At 69.1% G+C, this 18,870-nt stretch carries 15 protein-coding genes; 3 read left to right on the forward strand and 12 right to left on the reverse strand.

Features of this window, described 5'->3' with window-relative positions; genetic code table 11:
- Nucleotides 1–15: 15 nt before the first annotated feature.
- The 4 genes from AAH991_RS34705 to AAH991_RS34720 form a co-directional block, all read right to left on the reverse strand.
- Nucleotides 16–1,488 carry a M48 family metallopeptidase gene (locus AAH991_RS34705; RefSeq protein WP_346230165.1) on the reverse strand — a complete coding sequence of 491 codons (1,473 nt, stop codon included), beginning with the start codon at nt 1,486–1,488 and terminating at the stop codon, nt 16–18.
- 169 nt (nt 1,489–1,657) lie between these two features.
- Nucleotides 1,658–2,371, reverse strand: a complete 714-nt coding sequence (locus AAH991_RS34710; RefSeq protein WP_346230166.1) for a VOC family protein — start codon at nt 2,369–2,371, stop codon at nt 1,658–1,660.
- A 95-nt stretch (nt 2,372–2,466) separates the two neighbouring features.
- Nucleotides 2,467–4,071, reverse strand: coding sequence for a serine/threonine-protein kinase (locus AAH991_RS34715; protein ID WP_346230167.1), 1,605 nt, complete (start codon nt 4,069–4,071; stop codon nt 2,467–2,469).
- Between the two features lie 176 nt (nt 4,072–4,247).
- Nucleotides 4,248–5,072 (reverse strand): ArsR/SmtB family transcription factor, encoded by an 825-nt coding sequence (locus AAH991_RS34720; RefSeq protein ID WP_346230168.1) that lies wholly within the window; start codon nt 5,070–5,072, stop codon nt 4,248–4,250.
- Between the two features lie 509 nt (nt 5,073–5,581).
- Between AAH991_RS34720 and AAH991_RS34725 the strand changes: the two genes are divergently transcribed.
- Nucleotides 5,582–8,359, forward strand: coding sequence for a ricin-type beta-trefoil lectin domain protein (locus AAH991_RS34725; RefSeq protein ID WP_346230169.1), 2,778 nt, complete (start codon nt 5,582–5,584; stop codon nt 8,357–8,359).
- A gap of 239 nt (nt 8,360–8,598) precedes the next feature.
- Here AAH991_RS34725 and AAH991_RS34730 read toward each other — a convergent pair whose 3' ends face one another.
- From AAH991_RS34730 to AAH991_RS34750, 5 genes are all read right to left on the reverse strand, one after another.
- Nucleotides 8,599–9,777, reverse strand: a complete 1,179-nt coding sequence (locus AAH991_RS34730) for a cytochrome P450 (RefSeq protein WP_346230170.1) — start codon at nt 9,775–9,777, stop codon at nt 8,599–8,601.
- A 48-nt stretch (nt 9,778–9,825) separates the two neighbouring features.
- Nucleotides 9,826–10,758, reverse strand: a complete 933-nt coding sequence (locus tag AAH991_RS34735) for a cucumopine synthase-related protein (RefSeq protein WP_346230171.1) — start codon at nt 10,756–10,758, stop codon at nt 9,826–9,828.
- A gap of 51 nt (nt 10,759–10,809) precedes the next feature.
- Nucleotides 10,810–11,943, reverse strand: a complete 1,134-nt coding sequence (locus tag AAH991_RS34740; protein WP_346230172.1) for an NAD(P)/FAD-dependent oxidoreductase — start codon at nt 11,941–11,943, stop codon at nt 10,810–10,812.
- A gap of 67 nt (nt 11,944–12,010) precedes the next feature.
- Complete coding sequence (locus AAH991_RS34745) at nt 12,011–13,339, reverse strand: class II 3-deoxy-7-phosphoheptulonate synthase (RefSeq protein WP_346230173.1); 1,329 nt, start codon at nt 13,337–13,339, stop codon at nt 12,011–12,013.
- A gap of 399 nt (nt 13,340–13,738) precedes the next feature.
- Nucleotides 13,739–15,121 carry an aminotransferase-like domain-containing protein gene (locus AAH991_RS34750; RefSeq protein WP_346230174.1) on the reverse strand — a complete coding sequence of 461 codons (1,383 nt, stop codon included), beginning with the start codon at nt 15,119–15,121 and terminating at the stop codon, nt 13,739–13,741.
- A 309-nt stretch (nt 15,122–15,430) separates the two neighbouring features.
- Here AAH991_RS34750 and AAH991_RS40575 point away from each other — a divergent pair, with 309 nt between their 5' ends.
- On the forward strand, nt 15,431–15,637 hold the full coding sequence (locus tag AAH991_RS40575) for a hypothetical protein (RefSeq protein ID WP_428834062.1): 207 nt from the start codon (nt 15,431–15,433) through the stop codon (nt 15,635–15,637).
- Between the two features lie 26 nt (nt 15,638–15,663).
- On the opposite strand, the gene AAH991_RS34755 is transcribed toward AAH991_RS40575, so the two are convergent.
- Nucleotides 15,664–16,050 carry a beta/alpha barrel domain-containing protein gene (locus tag AAH991_RS34755; protein WP_346230175.1) on the reverse strand — a complete coding sequence of 129 codons (387 nt, stop codon included), beginning with the start codon at nt 16,048–16,050 and terminating at the stop codon, nt 15,664–15,666.
- Nucleotides 15,942–17,168, reverse strand: a complete 1,227-nt coding sequence (locus AAH991_RS34760; protein WP_346230176.1) for an MFS transporter — start codon at nt 17,166–17,168, stop codon at nt 15,942–15,944. Before AAH991_RS34760 ends, AAH991_RS34755 begins: the two co-directional genes overlap by 109 nt.
- Nucleotides 17,169–17,325: 157 nt before the next feature.
- Here AAH991_RS34760 and AAH991_RS34765 point away from each other — a divergent pair, with 157 nt between their 5' ends.
- On the forward strand, nt 17,326–18,162 hold the full coding sequence (locus tag AAH991_RS34765) for a helix-turn-helix domain-containing protein (protein WP_346230177.1): 837 nt from the start codon (nt 17,326–17,328) through the stop codon (nt 18,160–18,162).
- Between the two features lie 145 nt (nt 18,163–18,307).
- Here the strand turns inward: AAH991_RS34765 and AAH991_RS34770 are convergent, their stop codons facing one another.
- A complete protein-coding gene (locus tag AAH991_RS34770; protein WP_346230178.1) occupies nt 18,308–18,718 on the reverse strand; it encodes an RNA-binding S4 domain-containing protein in 411 nt (136 codons plus the stop codon).
- Between the last annotated feature and the right edge of the window lie 152 nt (nt 18,719–18,870).

The following is an 18,870-nucleotide window of genomic DNA, read 5'->3' on the forward strand; positions in this document are numbered from 1 at the left end:
GGCTCGCGGCGGGCGTCAGGAGGTGACGGGCGTCCGCGGCCGCAGCGAGATGTTCATCTGGGCGAACCACTGGCGCAGGCCCGGCACATGGGCGGGATCGGCCGCGACCCGGGCGGCGTACTCCTCGACGTCGACCTCCTTGCCCGTCGCGTCGCGCAAGGTGGCGGGGCCGGTCCACGACAGCGTCCACCGGGCCCGGCCACTGCCGATCAGCACGCCCTCGACGGCGCGGGCGAGGACCTTGGCCACCAGGTCCGGCGACGGCCGCCACCCGAGGCGGACGAGCTCCTCGTGGAGGGCGGCGGCCTGGCCGCGGGCCAGCGCCTCCAGGGCGGCGTCCAGGGACGGCTCCGGCCCGCCGGCGATCCGCTGGCCGGCGGCCGACAGGTCCTTCAGCGCCTCGTCGTTGACGCCCACGTACATGCCCTGGGCCACCATCTCCTCCCAGGGCAGCGGGCGCAGCCGGAGCGCCTCCTCGGTCCAGAAGGTGTGCTCCACAGCGCGCGCGGCGACGGCGGGGTCCCGCAGGAGCGCCAGCGCGGGACGCGGATCGCGGGCGTGCGGGACGTCCTGCAGGACGGCGAGCGCGGCCAGCCGCTCCGGCAGGCTCGGGTGGGAGTCGTACGGCCCGGCATCCTCGCCGCCCCCGTCCGCCTGGGCGATCTCCGCCCGATGCACGTCGGCGAGGGCGTGGAAGCCGCCGAACAGATCGGCCGGACGGCTGCCCGCCATGCCGGTCAGGCCGACGTACCTCTCCATGAACAGGTTCCAGACGTCCGCCGTGCCGTGCACCTTGCGCAGGGCGGTCCCGGCCGCCTCACGGCTCGCGACGGCGGCCGCGAACCGGTCGGCCTCCAGCTCCTGCCGCCGGGAGACGGCCTGGGAGACCCGCAGGAACAGCTTGGCGTACAAGGAGAAGAGCTTCTGGACGAAGGCGTGGTTACGCAGGGAGGCGACCGCCGCCAGCACGGCGATCCTGCCGCGATACACCGGTGCGCCCAGCCGCGTGTGCGCACCGCTGTAGTGGCCGAGCTCGTGCCCCAGCACCGCGCGCATCTCGTCCACCGAAAGCGTCATCAGCAGGGGCAGACCGACGTACATGACGCGTCGGCCCGCCCGCAGCCCGAGCCAGCTCGTGTCCTCCCGCACCGCCGCGTTCACCTCGGCGACCAGCCGGATCTCGTCCGGCGGGCGGGTCCCCACCCGTGCCGCCAGCTCCTCGACCGTCTGCCAGAGCACCGGCTCGTCCCCGCGGCCGACCGCGACGCCCGGCTCCTCCTGACGTCCGCGGCGGTTGACCAGGACGAGTCCGCGCAGCAGCGCCAGGGCGGCCAGGGTGAGCACGATCGCGATCTTCACGGAGCCCGCCGTGACGTGCCGCAGGGCGGCGACGTCGACGAGCACCGTGGCCCCGAACACGGCGGCTACCAGCACGTAGAAGCCCGCCAGCAGGCCGAACGCGATCGTCGCGCGCAAGGCGGTGACCATGTCATTACTCCGGAGGCGGTGGGGACGGGAGGCCGAAATTAACGGATCTTGTCGAATTTGTCATCCGGAGTACGAAAGACCGCGGGGCCCGCACCTGCCCAGGGCGGAGACGCGTCACCGGTCGTCCCGCTCGGCGTCAGCAGCGGAGGAGCGGCACGGACGCTCCGCGTCAGGCCGGAGCGAGGACGCAGAACTCGTTGCCCTCCGGGTCGGCGAGGACGATCCACGAGACCTCGCCCTGGCCGACGTCGGCGGGCGTCGCGCCGAGGGCCCGCAGCCGGGCCGCCTCCGCCGCCTGATCGTCGCCGGGGCGGGGCAGCACGTCGAGATGGACGCGGGTCCACACCGGCGTCGCACCGGGCGTCGTGCGGACGAACTCGAGGTACGGCCCGACCCCCTCGGCCGAACGCAGCCGCGCGTAGTCGTCGGTGATTTCGTGCAGCGTCCAGTCCACCGCCTCGGCCCAGAACCGGGCCATGGCCCGCGGGTCGGCGCAGGCGACCACGACCGCGGCGATCGGCCCGGTGTCGCGGTAGACCTCCCGGGGCTCCAGCACGCAGAACACGTTGCCCTCCGGATCGGCCATCACCGTCCACGGGACCTCGCCCTGGCCCACGTCGGCGGGCGTGGCACCGAGCTCCTTCAGCCGCGCCACCAACTCCGCCTGATGAGCCGCGGAAGCGGTGGCCAGGTCGAGGTGCACGCGGTATCGCACCGTCTCGGGATCCGGCACGGCGACGACACAGACGGCGAGGCAGTCAGGCCAGACGGAGCCCACGGGCCCGACCCCTGTCACAGCGGGTCCCTCGCTGAACACACCCCAGCCGAGCGCCTCCGCCCAGAACCGGCCGAGCGCCGAGCTGTCCCGGGCTTTAACATTCACCAGACCAAGTCGCAGCGCCACGCCGCCCACCCTAGATCGGCCGCGGACCCCGCGCAGCTCCGGCTCGAGCGGGCAGAAGATCCGGTTCGTAACGGTCAGTCCCTGACCAGGAGGCCCCGGAAGGTGACGTCGCCCTCGTCGCCGTCCCATCGGTAGGCGAGTCCTTCGCCGTCCTGGATCAGGGTGACTCTGCCCGCGGCGCACGCGTCCAGCCGGAAGACCAGTGCCGTGCCGGAGCTACGGGTCAGCGTCAGGCTTCCCCGGCAGGAGTTGTTGGTGTCCTTCCAGCTTCCGGTGCGCGTGCCCGGTTCCAGCACGATCTGGACGTCGGTCTCGCTGGTTCCCACGAGCTGGTCGGGCTCCAGATGGCCACCCCAGGTGCCGGCGAACGCGGCCGGAACCGTCCCGCCCGGCGTGGTCGACGGCACGGGAGCGGCCTTCGGAGTCGTCGTGGCGTCCCCCGCGGTGTCGCCCGTCGTCGCGGTGTCGTCGGTCGTCGCCGTGTCGTCCGTCGTCGCGGTGTCGTCCTGCCCCGCGCCGTCGCCGTAGTCTGTGACGCTTTCCTCCGGCGTGGCGTCGGCGGGCGGCGCGGGTGAGCCGGCGGTGCGCGAGACGGTCGTCGTCGGGGCGGTGTGCGGCGAGCCGGCGGCCGTGCCGCCGGACAGCAGGCGCGGTCCCAGCAGCGCGGCGGTGACCGACACCGCGGCCACGGCGGCCACCACCCCGGCGACGATCCCGGCGCGGGAAGGCTGCCTGCGGCCGCCCGCCTCGGTGGTCTCCGGGCCCGACGGGACCGTTCCGGCCGAGCCGGGAGCCGGGAAGGCCGGGAGGATCGCGGTCGTCCCGGCCTGCCGTACGCCCTCCGGCCTGGTGGCCGCCGCGGCCGCGCCCGCCTGAAGCGGGTCGGGTGCGGACCCGACGAGTTCCAGCAGCAGGTCGCGGGAGGCCGGCCGGTGCGCGGGGTCCTTGGCGAGGCATCGTTCGACCACCCCGCGCAGCGACCGGGGCAGTGCCGACGTGTCGGGCTCCGCGGTCAGGATCCGATGCATGACGGCGGGGACGCCGGCGGCGCCGAACGCCGCGCGGCCCGTGGCGGCGAAGACGATCGTGGCTCCCCAGGCGAACACGTCGCAGGCGGGCGTGGCCGGGTCCCCGGCGATCTGTTCGGGAGCGAGGTAGGCCGGGGTGCCGACCGGGCCCGCGGTGATCGTGTCACTCGCGCCGTGCCTGGCGATGCCGAAGTCCACCACCCGGGGGCCGTCCGGCCCCAGCAGCACGTTGGCCGGCTTGAAGTCCCGATGCACGATCCCGGCCGCGTGAATGGCCGCCAGCGCCGTGGCCGTGCCGACCGCGAGGCGTTCCAACTCACCGCCCCGCAGCGGACCGCCCGAGTCGACCCGCTGCTGCAGAGACGGCCCGTCGATGAACTCGCTCACCACGTACGGCATCCGCCCGTCGACCACCGCCGTCAGCACCCTCGCGGTGCAGAAGGGCGCGACTTCGCGCATCGCGTCGAGCTCGCGGACCAGCCGCTCCCTCACCGGCGAGTCGAGCCCCGACTTGAGCACCTTCACCGCGACCGGTTCCCCGCGCGGCGACCGGCCGAGGAACACCACCCCCTGCCCGCCCTCGCCGAGCCGTCCGCCGAGTGTGAACTCACCCAGGACGCGCGGGTCGTCGGGCTCCAGAGGAGTGACCATGGCACCGAACCCTAGCGACGCGGAGGCGCGGTCCGGTATGCCTCACGACGACCGGACGCCGGCCACGGAGACGAGCCCACGCCACTCCGTGTCGCCCGGACAGACTCTCATCGAGCACCTCCGCGGCCCTCCTCCGGACGGCACGTCGTGACGTCGTCGAGCCCTGATCGGGGAGGTCACGCATCCTCCGGCAGCGGCTCGCCGGTCTCCAGCAGCGACTTCAGGCTCGCCACCACGTTCGGCCAGCCGTGGCTGACCATCTCGGCCATGCTCGATCCGGGCTCGAAGCCGTCGTGCACGACGGTGAGCTTCACGACCTGCGCGGCGGCCTCCTCGATCGTGAAGGTGACCTTCGAGCGGGCCTCGCCCGACAGCCGGGCGAGCAACTCCTCGTCCCAGCCGAAGCGCTTGGCGAGCTCCGGGGTGATGGCGTGCCAGGTGTAGGAGAGCCGGCTGTAGGGTTCGGCCTCCAGCACGACCTGCTCCGGGTCGCTGATCAGCACGCCGTGGTTGTCCCAGGTCATCGGTGAGCCGACGGACCAGTCCGTGGTGAACTCCGTGGCCCAGTAGCGGCGGGTGAAGGCGGGCTCGGTCAGCGCCTGCCAGAGCTTCTGCGGCGTGGTGCGGATGTAGGTGGTGTAGACGAAGGTCGGCGCGTCCATCGGGGTCTCCTCGAGGGCGAGTTTCAGGTCCGCCAGGGCTTGCACCCTGGCCCGGTCGTAGCGGCTGATCCACCGATGGGCGATCTCGTGCACGGGCGCGGCGTTGAGGTAGTGCAGCTTCTCCCGGCCCCGCCGTACGGTGGCGACGAGCCCGGCCTCCTCCAGCACCGCGAGGTGCTTGCTGACGGACTGCCTGGTCATGTCGAGTCCGGCGCACAGCTCGCGCAGCGTCTGCCCGTTGCGGGCGTTGAGCGAGTCGAGCAGCGCGCGCCGGCTCGGATCGGCCAGCGCCTTGAACACCTCGTCCATGCCCGCCCTCGTACCCGGGTTGCCGTCCACGATATGCAGCCTTTCGGTTGCCTGTAAGTTAGGCAACCAGATGGTTGCCTGTCAAGAGACGCGGCCACGCCGCACCTCCGCCAAAGAGGCGCACACGCACCACCGGACGGTCACGCTTCCGGCCCCGCCCGCAGGACGGTGGAATGTGATTCACGGATGAAAGTTTCATCGGGGATGTGATTCATCACCGCTGAGCGACCGCGCCGCTAGACATCAGTCGGCATACGTCATACGTTTCGTCTCGAAATGGCAGCGCCACGTCTGCCACAGATCCTTAGGGCGTGTTATGAGGCGACCTCGCGCGCCGGCGGCGTGACCCTCGTCAAATACTCGGTGCGCAGCTCTCCCGCGGTGAGGACACTCGGCCTTCCCGACGGCGAGCCTGCCGAGGCCCACGCTCTACGGCGATCGCCGCGCATGGGTGAGGGCGGCCGGCCCCTCGGCCCGCAACGGCGCACGGCCCGCCGATCGATGTCCGCAACTGCACGACAAGGCGCCACGTCCGCGCAATGCACACCCCGATGGATTCCTGCCAGGGCGGGGTGATTTCGCGGCGGAAATCTGCTCGGAACCAGCGAAAGGAACAGAGCGTGAAGTCAGCCCTGTCCACCACTGGGAAGGCGTTGGCAGCGCTTGCGGTGTTCGTCGCCGCTGTGTTGCTGCCGGCTTTCACCGGTAGTACCCCGGCCTCGGCGGCGACCCAGGCGACCTACTACGTCGCTCCCGACGGCAACGACGCCAACCCTGGAACGATTACGTCGCCGTTCAGAACCCTGCAGCGCGCGAGGGACGTCGTCCGTACGGTGAACGCCGGCATGACCGGCGACATCTATGTGTATCTCCGCGGGGGCACCTATTCGGTCGGCAGCACGATCGACTTCACGCCGGCCGACTCCGGCACGAATGGATTCCGGGTCGTCTACGCCGCGTACCAGAACGAGACGCCGATCCTCACCGGAGGCGTCCAGGTGACCGGGTGGACGCAGCACAGCGGCAACATCTGGAAAGCCCCGCTGAATCGCAGCAACAAGCTCCGTGCGCTCTACGTCAACGACAAGCGGGCGTACATGGCATCGAAATCGATGGGCTCGCAGGGGTGCTACGGCACCTACACCATCACGGCAGGGCAGGCGTCCTGGGCGTGGGAATCGGGTTCGCAGTGCGCGGGAGCGAAATACAGTCTGAGCGATTTTCCCGCCATCGCGGCCAATCAGGACGACATCGAGATAGAGACGTCGACGACCTGGACCACGGCCATCGTGGGAGTCCGGCAGGTCACCACTGAGGGCTCGAACCGCATCGCGCTGTTCCAGCAGCCGGGAGCGGCCATCGCCCAAGGCGCCTTCAACGGCAACGCCCAGATCGGCGGCACCCACAAGGTCATGAACGCCTACGAGTTCCTGGACACGCCGGGCGAGTTCTACTTCGACAAGACGAGCCGCACGCTGTACTACTACAAGGCGAGCTCGGAGGACATGACGACCGCGGCGGTCTGGGCACCGAACAACGTGTCCACCCTCATCAGGGTCGCCGGCGCCTCCACGAGCAGCCGCGTCCGGAACATCACGTTCTCCGGCCTCACGGTCCAGCACTCCGACTGGAACCTGTTCAACGTGGCCGGCTCGGTGCTCAAGCAGGCCCAGCAGGGCAACCTCGGCGCGCTCGCCTATGCCAAGCAGAACTTCCACGTCTACTACTACCGCAACGTCGACCTGGCACCCGGGATGGTCCAGATCGAGAACGCCGACGGGCTCGTCCTGCAGAACAACCGGATACAGCACACCGGCGTCGACGGGATCACCATGGCCAACGACGTGGTGAACACACAGTTGATCGGAAACTACACCAACGACATCGCCGGATCCGCCATCTCCGTGGGCCATCCCCAGCATGTCTACATCGGGGACTACACCTCGACGAATCGCGAGAAGTATCCCGCCCAGGTCGAAGGGGCGCCCAAGAACATCGAGATTAAGAACAACTACATCTACGACAGCGCCGTGTTGTTCAACGGGCACAGCCCCATCTCGGCGTACTTCGCCGACGGCCTGTCCATCCAGCACAACCGCATCGAGAAAAGCCCGTGGTCCGGGATAACGCTCGGCTGGGGGTGGTGGAACTTCGACGGATCATCAGGCTCGATCGCGCCCAACCGGCCGACGACCACGGCGAAGAACAACACCATCAGCTACAACCACATCATCGACACGGTGCAGCGGCTGAGCGACACGGCTCCCATCTACACGCTGGGCAGCCAGCCGGGCACCACCATCACCGACAACTATCTGCAGGGCGTTCCGTCCGGGCACAAGTACGGACTCCATCCGGACGAGGGCTCGGCGTACATGACTTTCCGCGACAACGTCCTCAGCGTGGACAAGAATGTCACGTGGCTCATCAACTCCGACGACTTCGGCCGGAAGCATGATCTGAGCATCACGCAGACGTACGGCCCCATCAACAAAGTCTCGAACAAGAACCTGCCGAACAGCACGGTCCAGGACATCCTCGTATCCTCTGACTACGTCTGGCCGTCGCAGGCCTACGGCATCGCCGTGAACTCCGGACTCGAGGACGCGTACCGGAACATCATTCCCCAGAGCAATCTCTCTCTGCCGGATTATGTCCTGCCCGCCAGCACGTTCGTCGGCGCCGGGGTGACATCGGTTCCCATCCGCAGCACCGGCGATGCGAGCAAGACGGTGTGGCTGGCCCCCTCGGGCACGACCTCCTTCACCGCCGGCACCACGATGACCCGGGCAGGCGGAACCGCGACCTCCATCGCCGTCCCGGCGTCGGCCGGTGATTATCGGCTCTACGTCGTGGACGCCCAGGGGAACCGATCGGCCGAGTCGAAGTCGCTCGTCAGGCAGGGCAACGGCGGCGGGACCGGCCAGCAGACCGGCTCGATCGTCGGTGGCCAGTCCGGCCGATGCGTGGACGTCACCGGCGCCTCGGCGACCAACGGCGTCCAGGTCCAGCTGTATGACTGCAACGGACAGACCAACCAGCGGTGGACGTACACGTCCGGCAAGCAACTGCAGGTGTTCGGCAACAAGTGCCTGGACGCCTACAACCGGGGCACCTCGAACGGCACCCAGGTGATCATCTGGGACTGCAACGGGCAGAACAACCAGCAGTGGAACCTCAACTCCAACGGCACCATCACCGGTGTGCAGTCCGGGTTGTGCCTGGACGCCAACGCGGCCGGCACCGCCAACGGTACGAAGCTCATTCTTTGGGCGTGCAACGGCGGCGCGAACCAGCAGTGGAGCCTGCGCAGCTGATGTGAGGGTCCTACCGGGCCGCGGGCGGTCACACGCGCACCGCCCGCGGCCCACTCCTGCCGGCGGTCGGGAGTCCGTGCAGGGGACTGCCCGGATCCGGCGGCCCGGACGCGCTGCCGGACGACGGTGTCCGGCGCGAAAGCCGACCGAGGCGGCCAAGAAGGCGAGCGATCGTCACCTCCTCCGCCGCCTCGTCGTGCCACCTGTGCCGCCCTCGTCGCGGGCCGGCGGCCAGGACGTCAGGAGACGGTCGCGGCCGACGGCGTCACGACCACATCCATCGACACGATGTAGTCCTTCATCTGATCCAGAGAGCGCATGGGCCTGTCCGAGTCGAAGCGAATGTCGGAGAAGGAGGCGACAAGCCGCTCCAGCACGATGCGCCCCAGCACCCGCACCAGAGGCAGGCCAAGACAGATGTACATGCCCTGCCCGAAGGTCAGATGAGGATTCGGGGAGCGCCTGATGTCGAATCGTTGCGCGTGGGGGAAGTAGCTCTCGTCGAAGTTGGCCGCCGAGTCCCAGACCACCACGTACTGACCCGCCTTGATCTCGTGCCCGCCGAGGACGGTGTCGTGCCGTGCCGTACGCCACAGGTTGAACCACGAGAAGTCGTAGCGCAGGATCTCCTCGATGGCCCCCGGAATCAGCGAGGGGTCCCGCCGCAGCGTCTGGTAGAACTCCTGGTCCAGGCAGAAGCGAGCAACGGCGTAGGCCAGCATGAGGGAAAGCGGCGCGTTGCCGGCGGTTGCCAGATCCAGGCACATGTGGACGATTTTCTCCTCCGCCAATCGTCCGTCCTTGCTCCGCTCCGCGAGCAGCACGCTCATCAGGTCGTCGCCCGGGTTGCGCTTACGCGCGTCGAGCTGCTCGGTGAACAGTTCGACCACGTCGGCGTGATCCGGAGAACGAACTCCGATCAGCTGGCCGAACATCTGGTCGGACCACTCACGGAAACGGCCGGCACCCGTGATCCGCAGTCCGAACATGTCCGCGATGACGCGCTCCATGAGCGGGTAGCACAGCTCCCCGAGTATCTCCATCCTGCCGGAGGCGAGGGCGCTCGCCAGCAGCGAGTCGACCATCGAGGTGAATTCCGGCGCCCGGCTCTCGATGTTTCCCGGGACGAACGATCGCGCCACAAAACCTCGTAGGAAGCGATGCTCCGGTATGTCCGCCCGGCCGAAGGAGAACGGCAGGCCCATGTGGGTCTTGTTCGTCACCGAGAAGGTGTCGGGGTTCTTGAGCACGTGATTGACGTCTTCGTACCGGAACACCTCCCAGAGGTTGTGCTCCGGGCGGAAGCGTAACGGTTCGTTCTTGTGCATCTCCTGGAACCAGGAGATCCGCTCCTCGATCGAGTCGCTCAGCTCGGGAAACAGCAGATCCCTGGTCGGCTTGTTTGATGTGCTGGTCATGCCTTCACCTTTTCTCCGGCCGGCCACGCGTCCTGACACGTGGTGCCGCTACAGGAGCTCGACAGTGAGCCAGATGTGTTCCTTCGTGCGGAACGTGCTCTCCCACACGGCCTTGCCGACCTCGGGAAGCCGGTACGTGTGATCGTCGATCACCTTGCCCAGCACGGGACTGCTGAGTGTCTCCGAGGTCGGCCCGTACTGGACGACGAGCTTGTTACCCGTCGCCTGGCTGAACCGGAGCCTGCCGATGGGCGCGTCGCAGATGCGTTCCCGGACCGGCGTCGGCGCCACGCTCACCAGCGGCACCCAGGCGTACATGGACTCGCCGCTGACGACCGCGTGGTCCTGCAGCACCGTGAACGGCAGCGACTTGATGAAGTCCACGCAGAGCTGCTCATTGAGATCGTAAGCAAGCTCGGCGTCGACCTCGATCCCCAGCGGTTGCCACGTGAGCTTGATGGGAAGGCGCCGGAGCGGGTCTCCCTCGGCGTCGACCGGCGCGGGAATGTAGTCCGGCCGCGTCGTGACGTCGCTCGAGGCGTACCGGTAGTGCTCGCCGACGTGCCACGGGAAGTAGTGATGCGACCAGGCGGTCAACCGGTTCACGTATTCGGTGAACGTCGACAGCCTGTCCACGAGCTCTCGGCGATCGGCTGCGGGCTGCCCGACCTTGACGGCGTACTCCGCCAGCGTCGGGAAGCCGTTGTAGCCGAGGAAGGTGCTGTAGATGGGATCCAGCGTGCGGAAGACCGTGAGCACGTTCTCGACGGACAGGCTCTCGTCCGTCGCCATTTTCACCAGCTGGTAGAGGTTCATGGAATAGTCGCGGACGATGCTGTTCGCGAAATCCCAGGCGGTGAAGTACTGATCGTACGACCCGGGCAGGTCGGGAAGCTTTCCGGTTCGCATCTTCTGGATTTCCGAGGGTTCCTCGGTAATGAACCTGGCGGTGAGCTCTCTGAGTTCTGGAAATGCAGACACCTGTCCCCCAATCGATGTACGCGATGATGCGCCTTGCTCTCTCGATGACCCTTACGACGCCGCCCGCAGACGATCGGGCGAGCATCGGGCCCACAGGGGATGGATCTCCCCTGTGACGATCTGCGTTGCCAGGGTTCGCCCGATGAACGGAGCGAGAGTGATGCCACTGTTGGCGAACGCCTCGTAGTAGCCGGAGACGCCGGACAGCGCGCCGACGCTGGGAAAGCCGTCAGCCGGGAACACCGCGGTGCCGACGCGAGTCCGCTCGACGGTGGACGACGCCAACGCCGGAACCGTGCGGTACGCCCGCTCCAGCAGGTCCTTGACGATCTCGTCGCCGGGCTCGGCCGGGTTTCCGGCCGGAAGGCGGGCATCGACCTGATCGGATCGCACCCGGACGCGGCCCGGCCCCGCCGACCTGACATGCGCCTCCGCCCCGCGCAGGACATGCTTCACGGGATCGCCGTCGGTAGCGAGGTCGATCACGAGGCTGCTGCGCGTCGCGACCGCCCCGGGCAGGGGAGCTCCGAGCGTCTCGGCCACCGCGACGGCCTCCGGGCCGGCGGCGTTGACGACGGCATCGACCTCGATGCGATCCTGGTTCTCCAGCCGGAGCGCCACGACTCGGTCGCCGTTGACCTCGACGTGTTCGACCTTGCCGTTCCACAACCGCAGACAGCCGGACTGCTTCGCGGTCTCGAGCAATGTGGAGACCAGTTTCGGCCCGTCGATCCATCCTTCGTCCGGGAATCGCACGATCGGTGCTTGAGCGTCCGAGAACGCGATGCCCGGCTCCCACTCCCGGTTCACCCGGGCCGCTTCGCACCAGATCGCGCGATAACCCCAAGCGCTGAGTCGATCGACAACCTCCACGAACGACTCGCCGGTGCCGGCGCCGCCCGCGCCGGCTGTGTCACTCCACGCCAAGCTGCCGGTGGGATGCCACCAGGGCGCGGAGGCGAACTGCCGGGCGAAGCGCAGGTGTTCGATCATCCCGGTGTGGCTCAGTTCGAACCGCGGGTATGTCGGTTGCTGGTAGGCGCTCAACCGCGCGAAGCTGACATCCGTGGTCAACATCCCTGGTCGCGCGCGCTCCACGCAATGAACCCGCACCCCGCGTTGCGCGAGGGAGAAAGCCACGCAGGCTCCGATGACGCCGGCCCCCACCACCCCTACGGTTTTCACTGTCCCCTCCATGTCTTGTGGCAGAGCGTGATCGCAGCATCGAATCCGGCCCACAGCGGGCGCGTGGTCACAGGAGTTCGGCGATCTCGAAGGCCAGGTCGAGAGCCTGGCTGCGGTTGAGCCTCGGGTCGCACGTCGACTCGTAACGGTGGTGCAGGTCATCGGCCTGAATTCCGGTGCCGCCACCGATGCACTCGGTCACGTCCTCGCCGGTGAACTCGACGTGGATGCCACCGGGGTGGGTGCCGAGGGCGCGATGCACCTCGAAGAATCCGCGTACCTCGTCGAGGATGTCAGCGAGGTGCCGGGTCTTGTGGCCGCTCGGCGCGAGAAACGTGTTGCCGTGCATGGGGTCGCTGATCCAGGCCGGCCTCCCGCCGGTCTCCCGGGCGGCACGGACCAGTTCGGGCAGTCGGTCGCGGATCCGCCGCGCACCCATTCTGGTGATGAAGGTCAACCGCCCCGGCTGCCGCTCCGGATCGAGGATGTCCACATAGGCGCGGACTTCGGCCGGCGTGGTCGTCGGGCCGAGCTTGACTCCGATGGGGTTCGCGATGCTCCGGAAGTAGGCGACGTGCGCGCTGTCCAACGCGCGCGTACGCTCGCCGATCCAGAGCATGTGACCGCTGGTGGCGTACCTCAGCCCGCTCCCGGGGTCGACGCGGGTGAGCGCGTCCTCGTAGTCCAGCAGAAGGCCCTCGTGGCTGGCGAAGATCTCGGCCGAACGCAGCTCGTCGAGTTGGACCCCGCAGGCGCCCATGAACCGCAGCGCGTGGTCGATCTTGTAGGCCAGCTCCTCGTAGCGGGCGCCTGCCGGCGAGCTCGCCACGAAGTCCCTGTTCCATCGGTGCAGCTGGTCCAGGCCCGCGTATCCGTCGCGCGCGTGGCCGGCCACGATGTCCAATGTGGACCGCGACGCCTCGTACATCCGCCACAGCCGGGCCGGGTCCGGCACCCGGGCCGCCGGGTCGAAGGCGAAGCCGTTCACCGCGTCGCCCAGATACACCGGGAGCGTCACGCCGTCCCGGGCCTCGCTGGGACTGGAGCGCGGTTTGGCGTACTGCCCCGCCATCCGGCCGATCTTCACGACCGGCCTCGCCGTCGCGTAGGTGAGGATGACGGCCATCTGCAGCAAGGTCTTGGTCTTGTTGCGGATCGCGTCCGGGGTCACGCCGTCGAACGTCTCCGCGCAGTCGCCGCCCTGTAACGCGAACGCCTCACCGTCGGCCACCGCCGCCAGCCTGGACCGCAGGCTGTCGCATGCGCTCGGCGTCACCAGACCGGGCGCGGCCGCCAGCCGGGCCAGCACATGCCCCAGGGCTGCGAGGTCCGGCCACTCCGGCTGGTGCGTCGCGGGCGCGTCACGCCAGGAGACGAGCAACTCGGAATTCGTCACGCAGAGCAGATCATCACAATCCCTCGCCGACAGGCAATGAATTGTCCGAGTGGTCCGGTCAGTCGGGCATTGAATGGTCTGCCCTACAAAGATGGCGTTTGATGCATTTGCAGGCGAGAAAGGATGTGGCCGATTTCCGGAATGACGAATTACTGGATATCGCCGTGACGGGGATCCCCATGCGGACCACCGCCAAAGGCCGCCGGTGCGAAACGAGCTGTGGCGACGGCTCGGCGCCGAGGAGGTCTTCCTGCGGGAGGATCTGCCCACTCCGGCGAGGACCAGGCCCGCTGACGGGACCGCGCCAGCGGGACCTGCCCATCGAGGGTGTGCCGTTCCACCCGGAGAGCATCGCCGCCATCGACGGCATGACGATGGCGGCGGGCTACCCGCCCCGCGTCACGACGCGAGCAAACCGGTGACCTGGCGCATCGCGGCGGCGAGCACACCGACGGCATCCGGGAGCTGGCCACTGCGCACCGCGCCGTAGCCGACCACCACGCCGGGTGCGGACGGACGGCGGCCGAGCTGGAAGTGCCTGCCGGGATGCACGAGGACCGACCTCGCCCGCGCGACAGCGGTCAGCCGGACGTCGTCGACTCCGCTGGGACACTGGATGTACGCGTGGGTACCGGCAGGCACGCCGGTCATCCTGGCGCCCGGCAGGTGTTGCTCGACGGCGTCCCGCAGCGCCGAGCGCCGTGCCCGGAAGATGCTCCTTACCTGTCGGACGTGCTGATCGAGCACGCCAGACGAGACGAAGTGGGCGAACGTCAGCTGGGTGAGCGGGTCCGGGGCGCCCAACTGCATCCGGCCGAGCCGGTCCGCCACCGAGGCCGGCGCCACCGCCCAGCCGAGCCGTACGCACGGACCGAGCAGGGCCCCGGTCGCCCCGACGTAGATCACCCGTTCCGGACAGTCCCGTTGCAGGGCGAGCGGACCGCTGCCGACGCCGAGCCACAGGTGCCCGTCCCGGTCGTATTCGATCACCCAGCCGTCCACGTCGGCGGCCCAGCGCAGCAGCGCCTCCCGTCGGCGCGATGACAGCACGACCCCTGTCGGCACCTGTGACACCGGAGTGACCAGGACCGCGCGCGCCCCCGACCGCTCGAGCGCGTCGACGTCGATGCCCTCGCCGTCCACGGGCACAGCGGTCACCGCCAGGCCGGCTTGCTCGGCGAGCCTGGCCTGCCAGGGCGCGCCGGGATTCTCGACGGCGATGTGGTTGCTTCCGAGTTCGCGGAGGACGTGGCACACGACGCCGACGGTGTGATCGGAGTCCGCGGTGATCGCGACCTCCCCCGCGGTCGCCAGGACTCCCCGGGAACGGCCGAGGTACGCCGCGAGTTCGGCTCGCAGTTCCGGAACACCGAGGGGGTGCCGCCGCGGGCCGGGTTCACCGATGGATCGGCCCACGTGCTCGTAGGCCTGCAACCATTCACGTGAGGGGAAGAACACCGTGCTTGTCGCGTCGACCCGCAGGTCGAAACGGGGTTCCGTGCTTCTGGCCGGCTCGCTCCCGGGTCGGCCGAGATGAGGCAGATGGGTCGCCACCCTGGTGCCCGACCCCTGAGTGGCCCGGAGGTAGCCTTCGGCGATCAGCTGTACATAGGCCTGGACCACGACGCTGCGCGAGACCCCGAGGTCTCCGGCGAGATCGCGGCTCGACGGCAACCGGACACCCGGATGCAGGGTGCCGTCCTGTATCCATCCGCGGATGGCTGACTGGATCTGCTCGGTCATGGTCAGCCGTGAATTCCGGTCGATGGCGATCGGTAACATTGTTCCCCCTCGACGCTCCTGTCCCCCGCGGCGCCGGCTTTCCCCCGGGCGCTGACTTCTTGAGCGCTGACTCTCACCCGGCCAGTGATGGCTTTCCTCTCAGCACCGAGGAATGGCCCGCCCACGGGGGTGCGAACTGGACTTGGCCGGCGCCGTTGCCGACTTGAACGCTTGACGCGAAAGAACAGTGAAGAAGCAGCGATGACCGCCCGGGAAACCACAGTCGGCACGGCTCGGAGACGATAAGCGGAATCTTTCGCGCTCTCGGACGGCCTGGACCTCGCCGAACTCGGCTGCGTTCCTGCGGACCTGCCCGGGAAACCGGTCGTCGTCGTCGACCTTCCGCCGGCGGCGGTGCCGCGAGTGCTCGCCGAGGCGGGTCACGCCTTGTGGGTCTCCCCCGTGCTCCATCCGTCGGTGCGTCACGCTCTCCCGGCACGCAGGCGACTCGGCGTGCCGGCGGTCTTCAACATGCTCGCCCCGTTGACCGGTCCCGCGGCCTTCGGCCCGGCGTGATTGCCGGACGGGCCGAGAACCCGACTTCATCGACCGGGCGAACGGACGCCGTCGCCGATGCCCGGCGAACCCCGCCGGTGGCACGATACCGCGACGATCAGCAGCACCGGGTCGGCCCCGGCGACGGCGGCCCCGGGACGGCGACAGGGACGTGGGACGAGAACCTTGCGCGGCAGAGGAACACCTCCCACCTCGCACACGGCGCGCAGGTCGTCCGAGTGGCCGCCGAAGTGCCTCCTGTCGCTCAGCACGCTCATCGCGGCCGCGCCATCCGCCACGTTCGGTTGCCCCGCCGTCGGCTGGATCAGTGTCCGGGCGCGGGGACGCGATCGGGCACCTGGCTGTCGGCCGAGCTCACCGTGCCCGAGCCGGCCACCAGGGCGACCAGCGTCTGGCCGGCCGCGGCCACGCACATCAACATGATCGGCACTTGCCAGCCGGAACTCATCGTGTGCAGCAGCCCGAAAATCACCGGCCCCACGGCGGCCAGCAGGTAGCCGACCGACTGCGCCATCGCGGACAACGCGCCCGCCACGGTCGCGTCCTGGGCGCGCAGGCTCATGAAGGCCAACGCGAGGACGAGGCAGGCTCCACCGCCCAGCCCGAGGATGACACTCCACAGCAACGCCAATCCCGGCGCCACGAAAAGTCCGAGGTAACCGAGGAGCATGACCGCCGAGCAGATCGTCGCCAGCGCGCGCTGGTCACGCGCCCAGCGCAGCGCGCCGGGCACCGCCAGGCTGGTCAGCACCGCGACCGCCTGGAACAGGAACAGCAGCCATCCCGCGGTGGCCGCACTCATGCCGTTGTCCTGGAAAACCTGGGGCAACCACGTCACGACGACGTAGAAGCCCAGCGACTGCAATCCCATGAAGGCCGTAACCGCCCACGCCAGCCCGGAACCCCACGGCAACCGGTGTCCGCGAATCGCCTGTGCGGCCCGCCGCGGAGCCCGCATCTGGGGAATCCACAGCAGGACAGCCACCAGCGCGAACACGACCCAGCACCCCAACGCGGTGTACCAGCCGCCGGGAGCGACCTCACTGATCGGCACCGCCACCCCGGACGCCACTGCGGCGACACCGCCCATCACAGTGGCATAAGCGCTGGTGAGCAGTCCCACCTTGGTGGGGAAATCGCGCTTGATGAGGCTGGGCAGCAGCACGTTGCCCACGGCGATGCCCGCCCCGATCAGCACGGTTCCCGCGAACAGGCCGGCTGCCGTCGGCACCCACCGGAGCGCGATCCCCAGCGTCAGCACCACGAGCGCAGCCCCGAGGAGCTGCTCGGCTCCCCACCGCGCGGCCAGTCGAGGCACCAGTGGAGACAGGGCCACGAACGCCAGCAACGGCAGCGTGTTCAGCAGGCCCGCCACGGCCGGGGCCAGACCCAGATCAGCCTGTATGCGATCCAGCAACGGCCCGACGCCGGTCAGACTCGCCCGCAGGTTCGCTGCCACCACGAGCAGTCCCCATACCAGCAACGCCTGACCGGAACGCCGTCTCGACGTGTTCTCCATGAACACCACCATCAAGCCGCGCCGCTGCCGGCAACCAGGCCGTGCTCAGGCTAGCCCTCTGAGGGCTACCCTCCGCACGAGAGGATGAGGAACCTCAGGATGAGCGCGTGATGAGACACCACGCGATAAGACACTGCGCGATCAAAGGGAGGCCGGGTAGCCTGTCGGCGTGGGGACGCCACTGGGGAATTTCATCCGGGCCAAGCGCGACAGCATCCAGCCGGAATCCCTTGGACTGCCGGACCGCGGCCGCCGCCGGTCACCGGGTCTGCGCCGGGTGGATCTCGCCACCATGGCCGGCATCAGCGTCGAATATCTGACCCGCATCGAGCAGGGCAGCGACCGCAATCCATCGCTGGCGGTCGTCAACGCCCTCGCCGACGCGCTCCGCCTCGACCCCTCGGAGCGCAACCACCTGCGCTACCTCGCGAAGATCACCGGTGACGGATGCTCCGTCCAGATCCGGCCCGTGCCACCGCCCCGGCGCGTGCGCCCGGCTGTCCTGCGGACACTCGGCCTCCTCGAACCCGGCGTGGCCATCGTGACCAACCGGCTGGGCGACGTCCTCGCCCACACCAGCGGCTACCGTCTGGTCACCAGCGGAACCGGACTGCTCGACTCCGCCCGTCCGAACCTCAACCGCTACCTGTTCACCGACCCCCGCGCCCGGACGTTCTTCGTCGACTGGGACGAGGTCGCGGACGAGCAGGCCTTCGACCTGTGGCAGGCGCCGTCCCTCGAGAATCTCGAGTGGCTCACCGCGGAGCTCACACCCGTCGCCGGCTCCGACTTCACTCGCCGCCTGAACCGTCATGTGGTGCCGCGACGTGGCGTTCTCCGGCTCAACCACCCGGCCGGGCACCAGCTTCGGCTGCTTCGTGAGACGCTCGAACTCCCCATGGAGGCCCAACAAGTCGTCGTCTTCCTTCCGGCCGACGACCAGACGGCCGAGGCCATCGAGCAACTCCAGCGCCAGTCCCACGGCCGGCTCCGGTCCATCTCCTGACGCACGGCGATCCCGTCCGGCGAAGCCGGGCTCAGCACTTCTCCAGTGCGGTGGTGTTCCTGAGGGCCAGAAGGCCGACGGAGACCAGCGCCGCCGACGTGGGCGACGGGAGAACGCCCGCACCAGGTCGGTGCGGGATGCCTGTTCACTCCGGCGTCCGGCGGTTCCGTCCCTCCGCTCCCGGACGCCCGAGCAGTTTGTCGATGCTGCGGCGCTCGCGTTTGGTGGGACGTCCCGCGCCACGAGCCCGAACGGCGACCGCCACGGCCTCCTCGCGCGGAGGAGGCGGGGGGCTCTTGTCGACGTAGCACTCGGCGGCCACGGGGGCGCCGACGCGCTTGGTGATGACGCGGGAGACGACCACGATGCGTTCGCGCCCCTCGTGCCGCAGACGGACCTCGTCACCGACCCGGACGACGTGCGCGGGCTTGACCCGCACCCCGTTGACCCGGACGTGACCGCCCCGGCAGGCGTCGGACGCGATCGAACGAGTCCTGGTCAGCCGTACCGACCAGATCCAGATGTCCACCCGCGCGCCCACCTGCTCACCCGACACCCCGCCACTGTACTGAGGGCGGCGCGCTGCCGGCAGGCGAGCCCGCCTGGCCAGGGCGGCCCGCGATACAGGTGCGCACAAAGCAAATCGCCGACCCGCCTGATGGCGGATCGGCGCCGGGAGGTGTTTCCCTTCTGCTGGTGCCCCCTGCA

It is taken from the genome of Microbispora sp. ZYX-F-249 (assembly GCF_039649665.1).
Lineage (GTDB): Bacteria > Actinomycetota > Actinomycetes > Streptosporangiales > Streptosporangiaceae > Microbispora > Microbispora maris.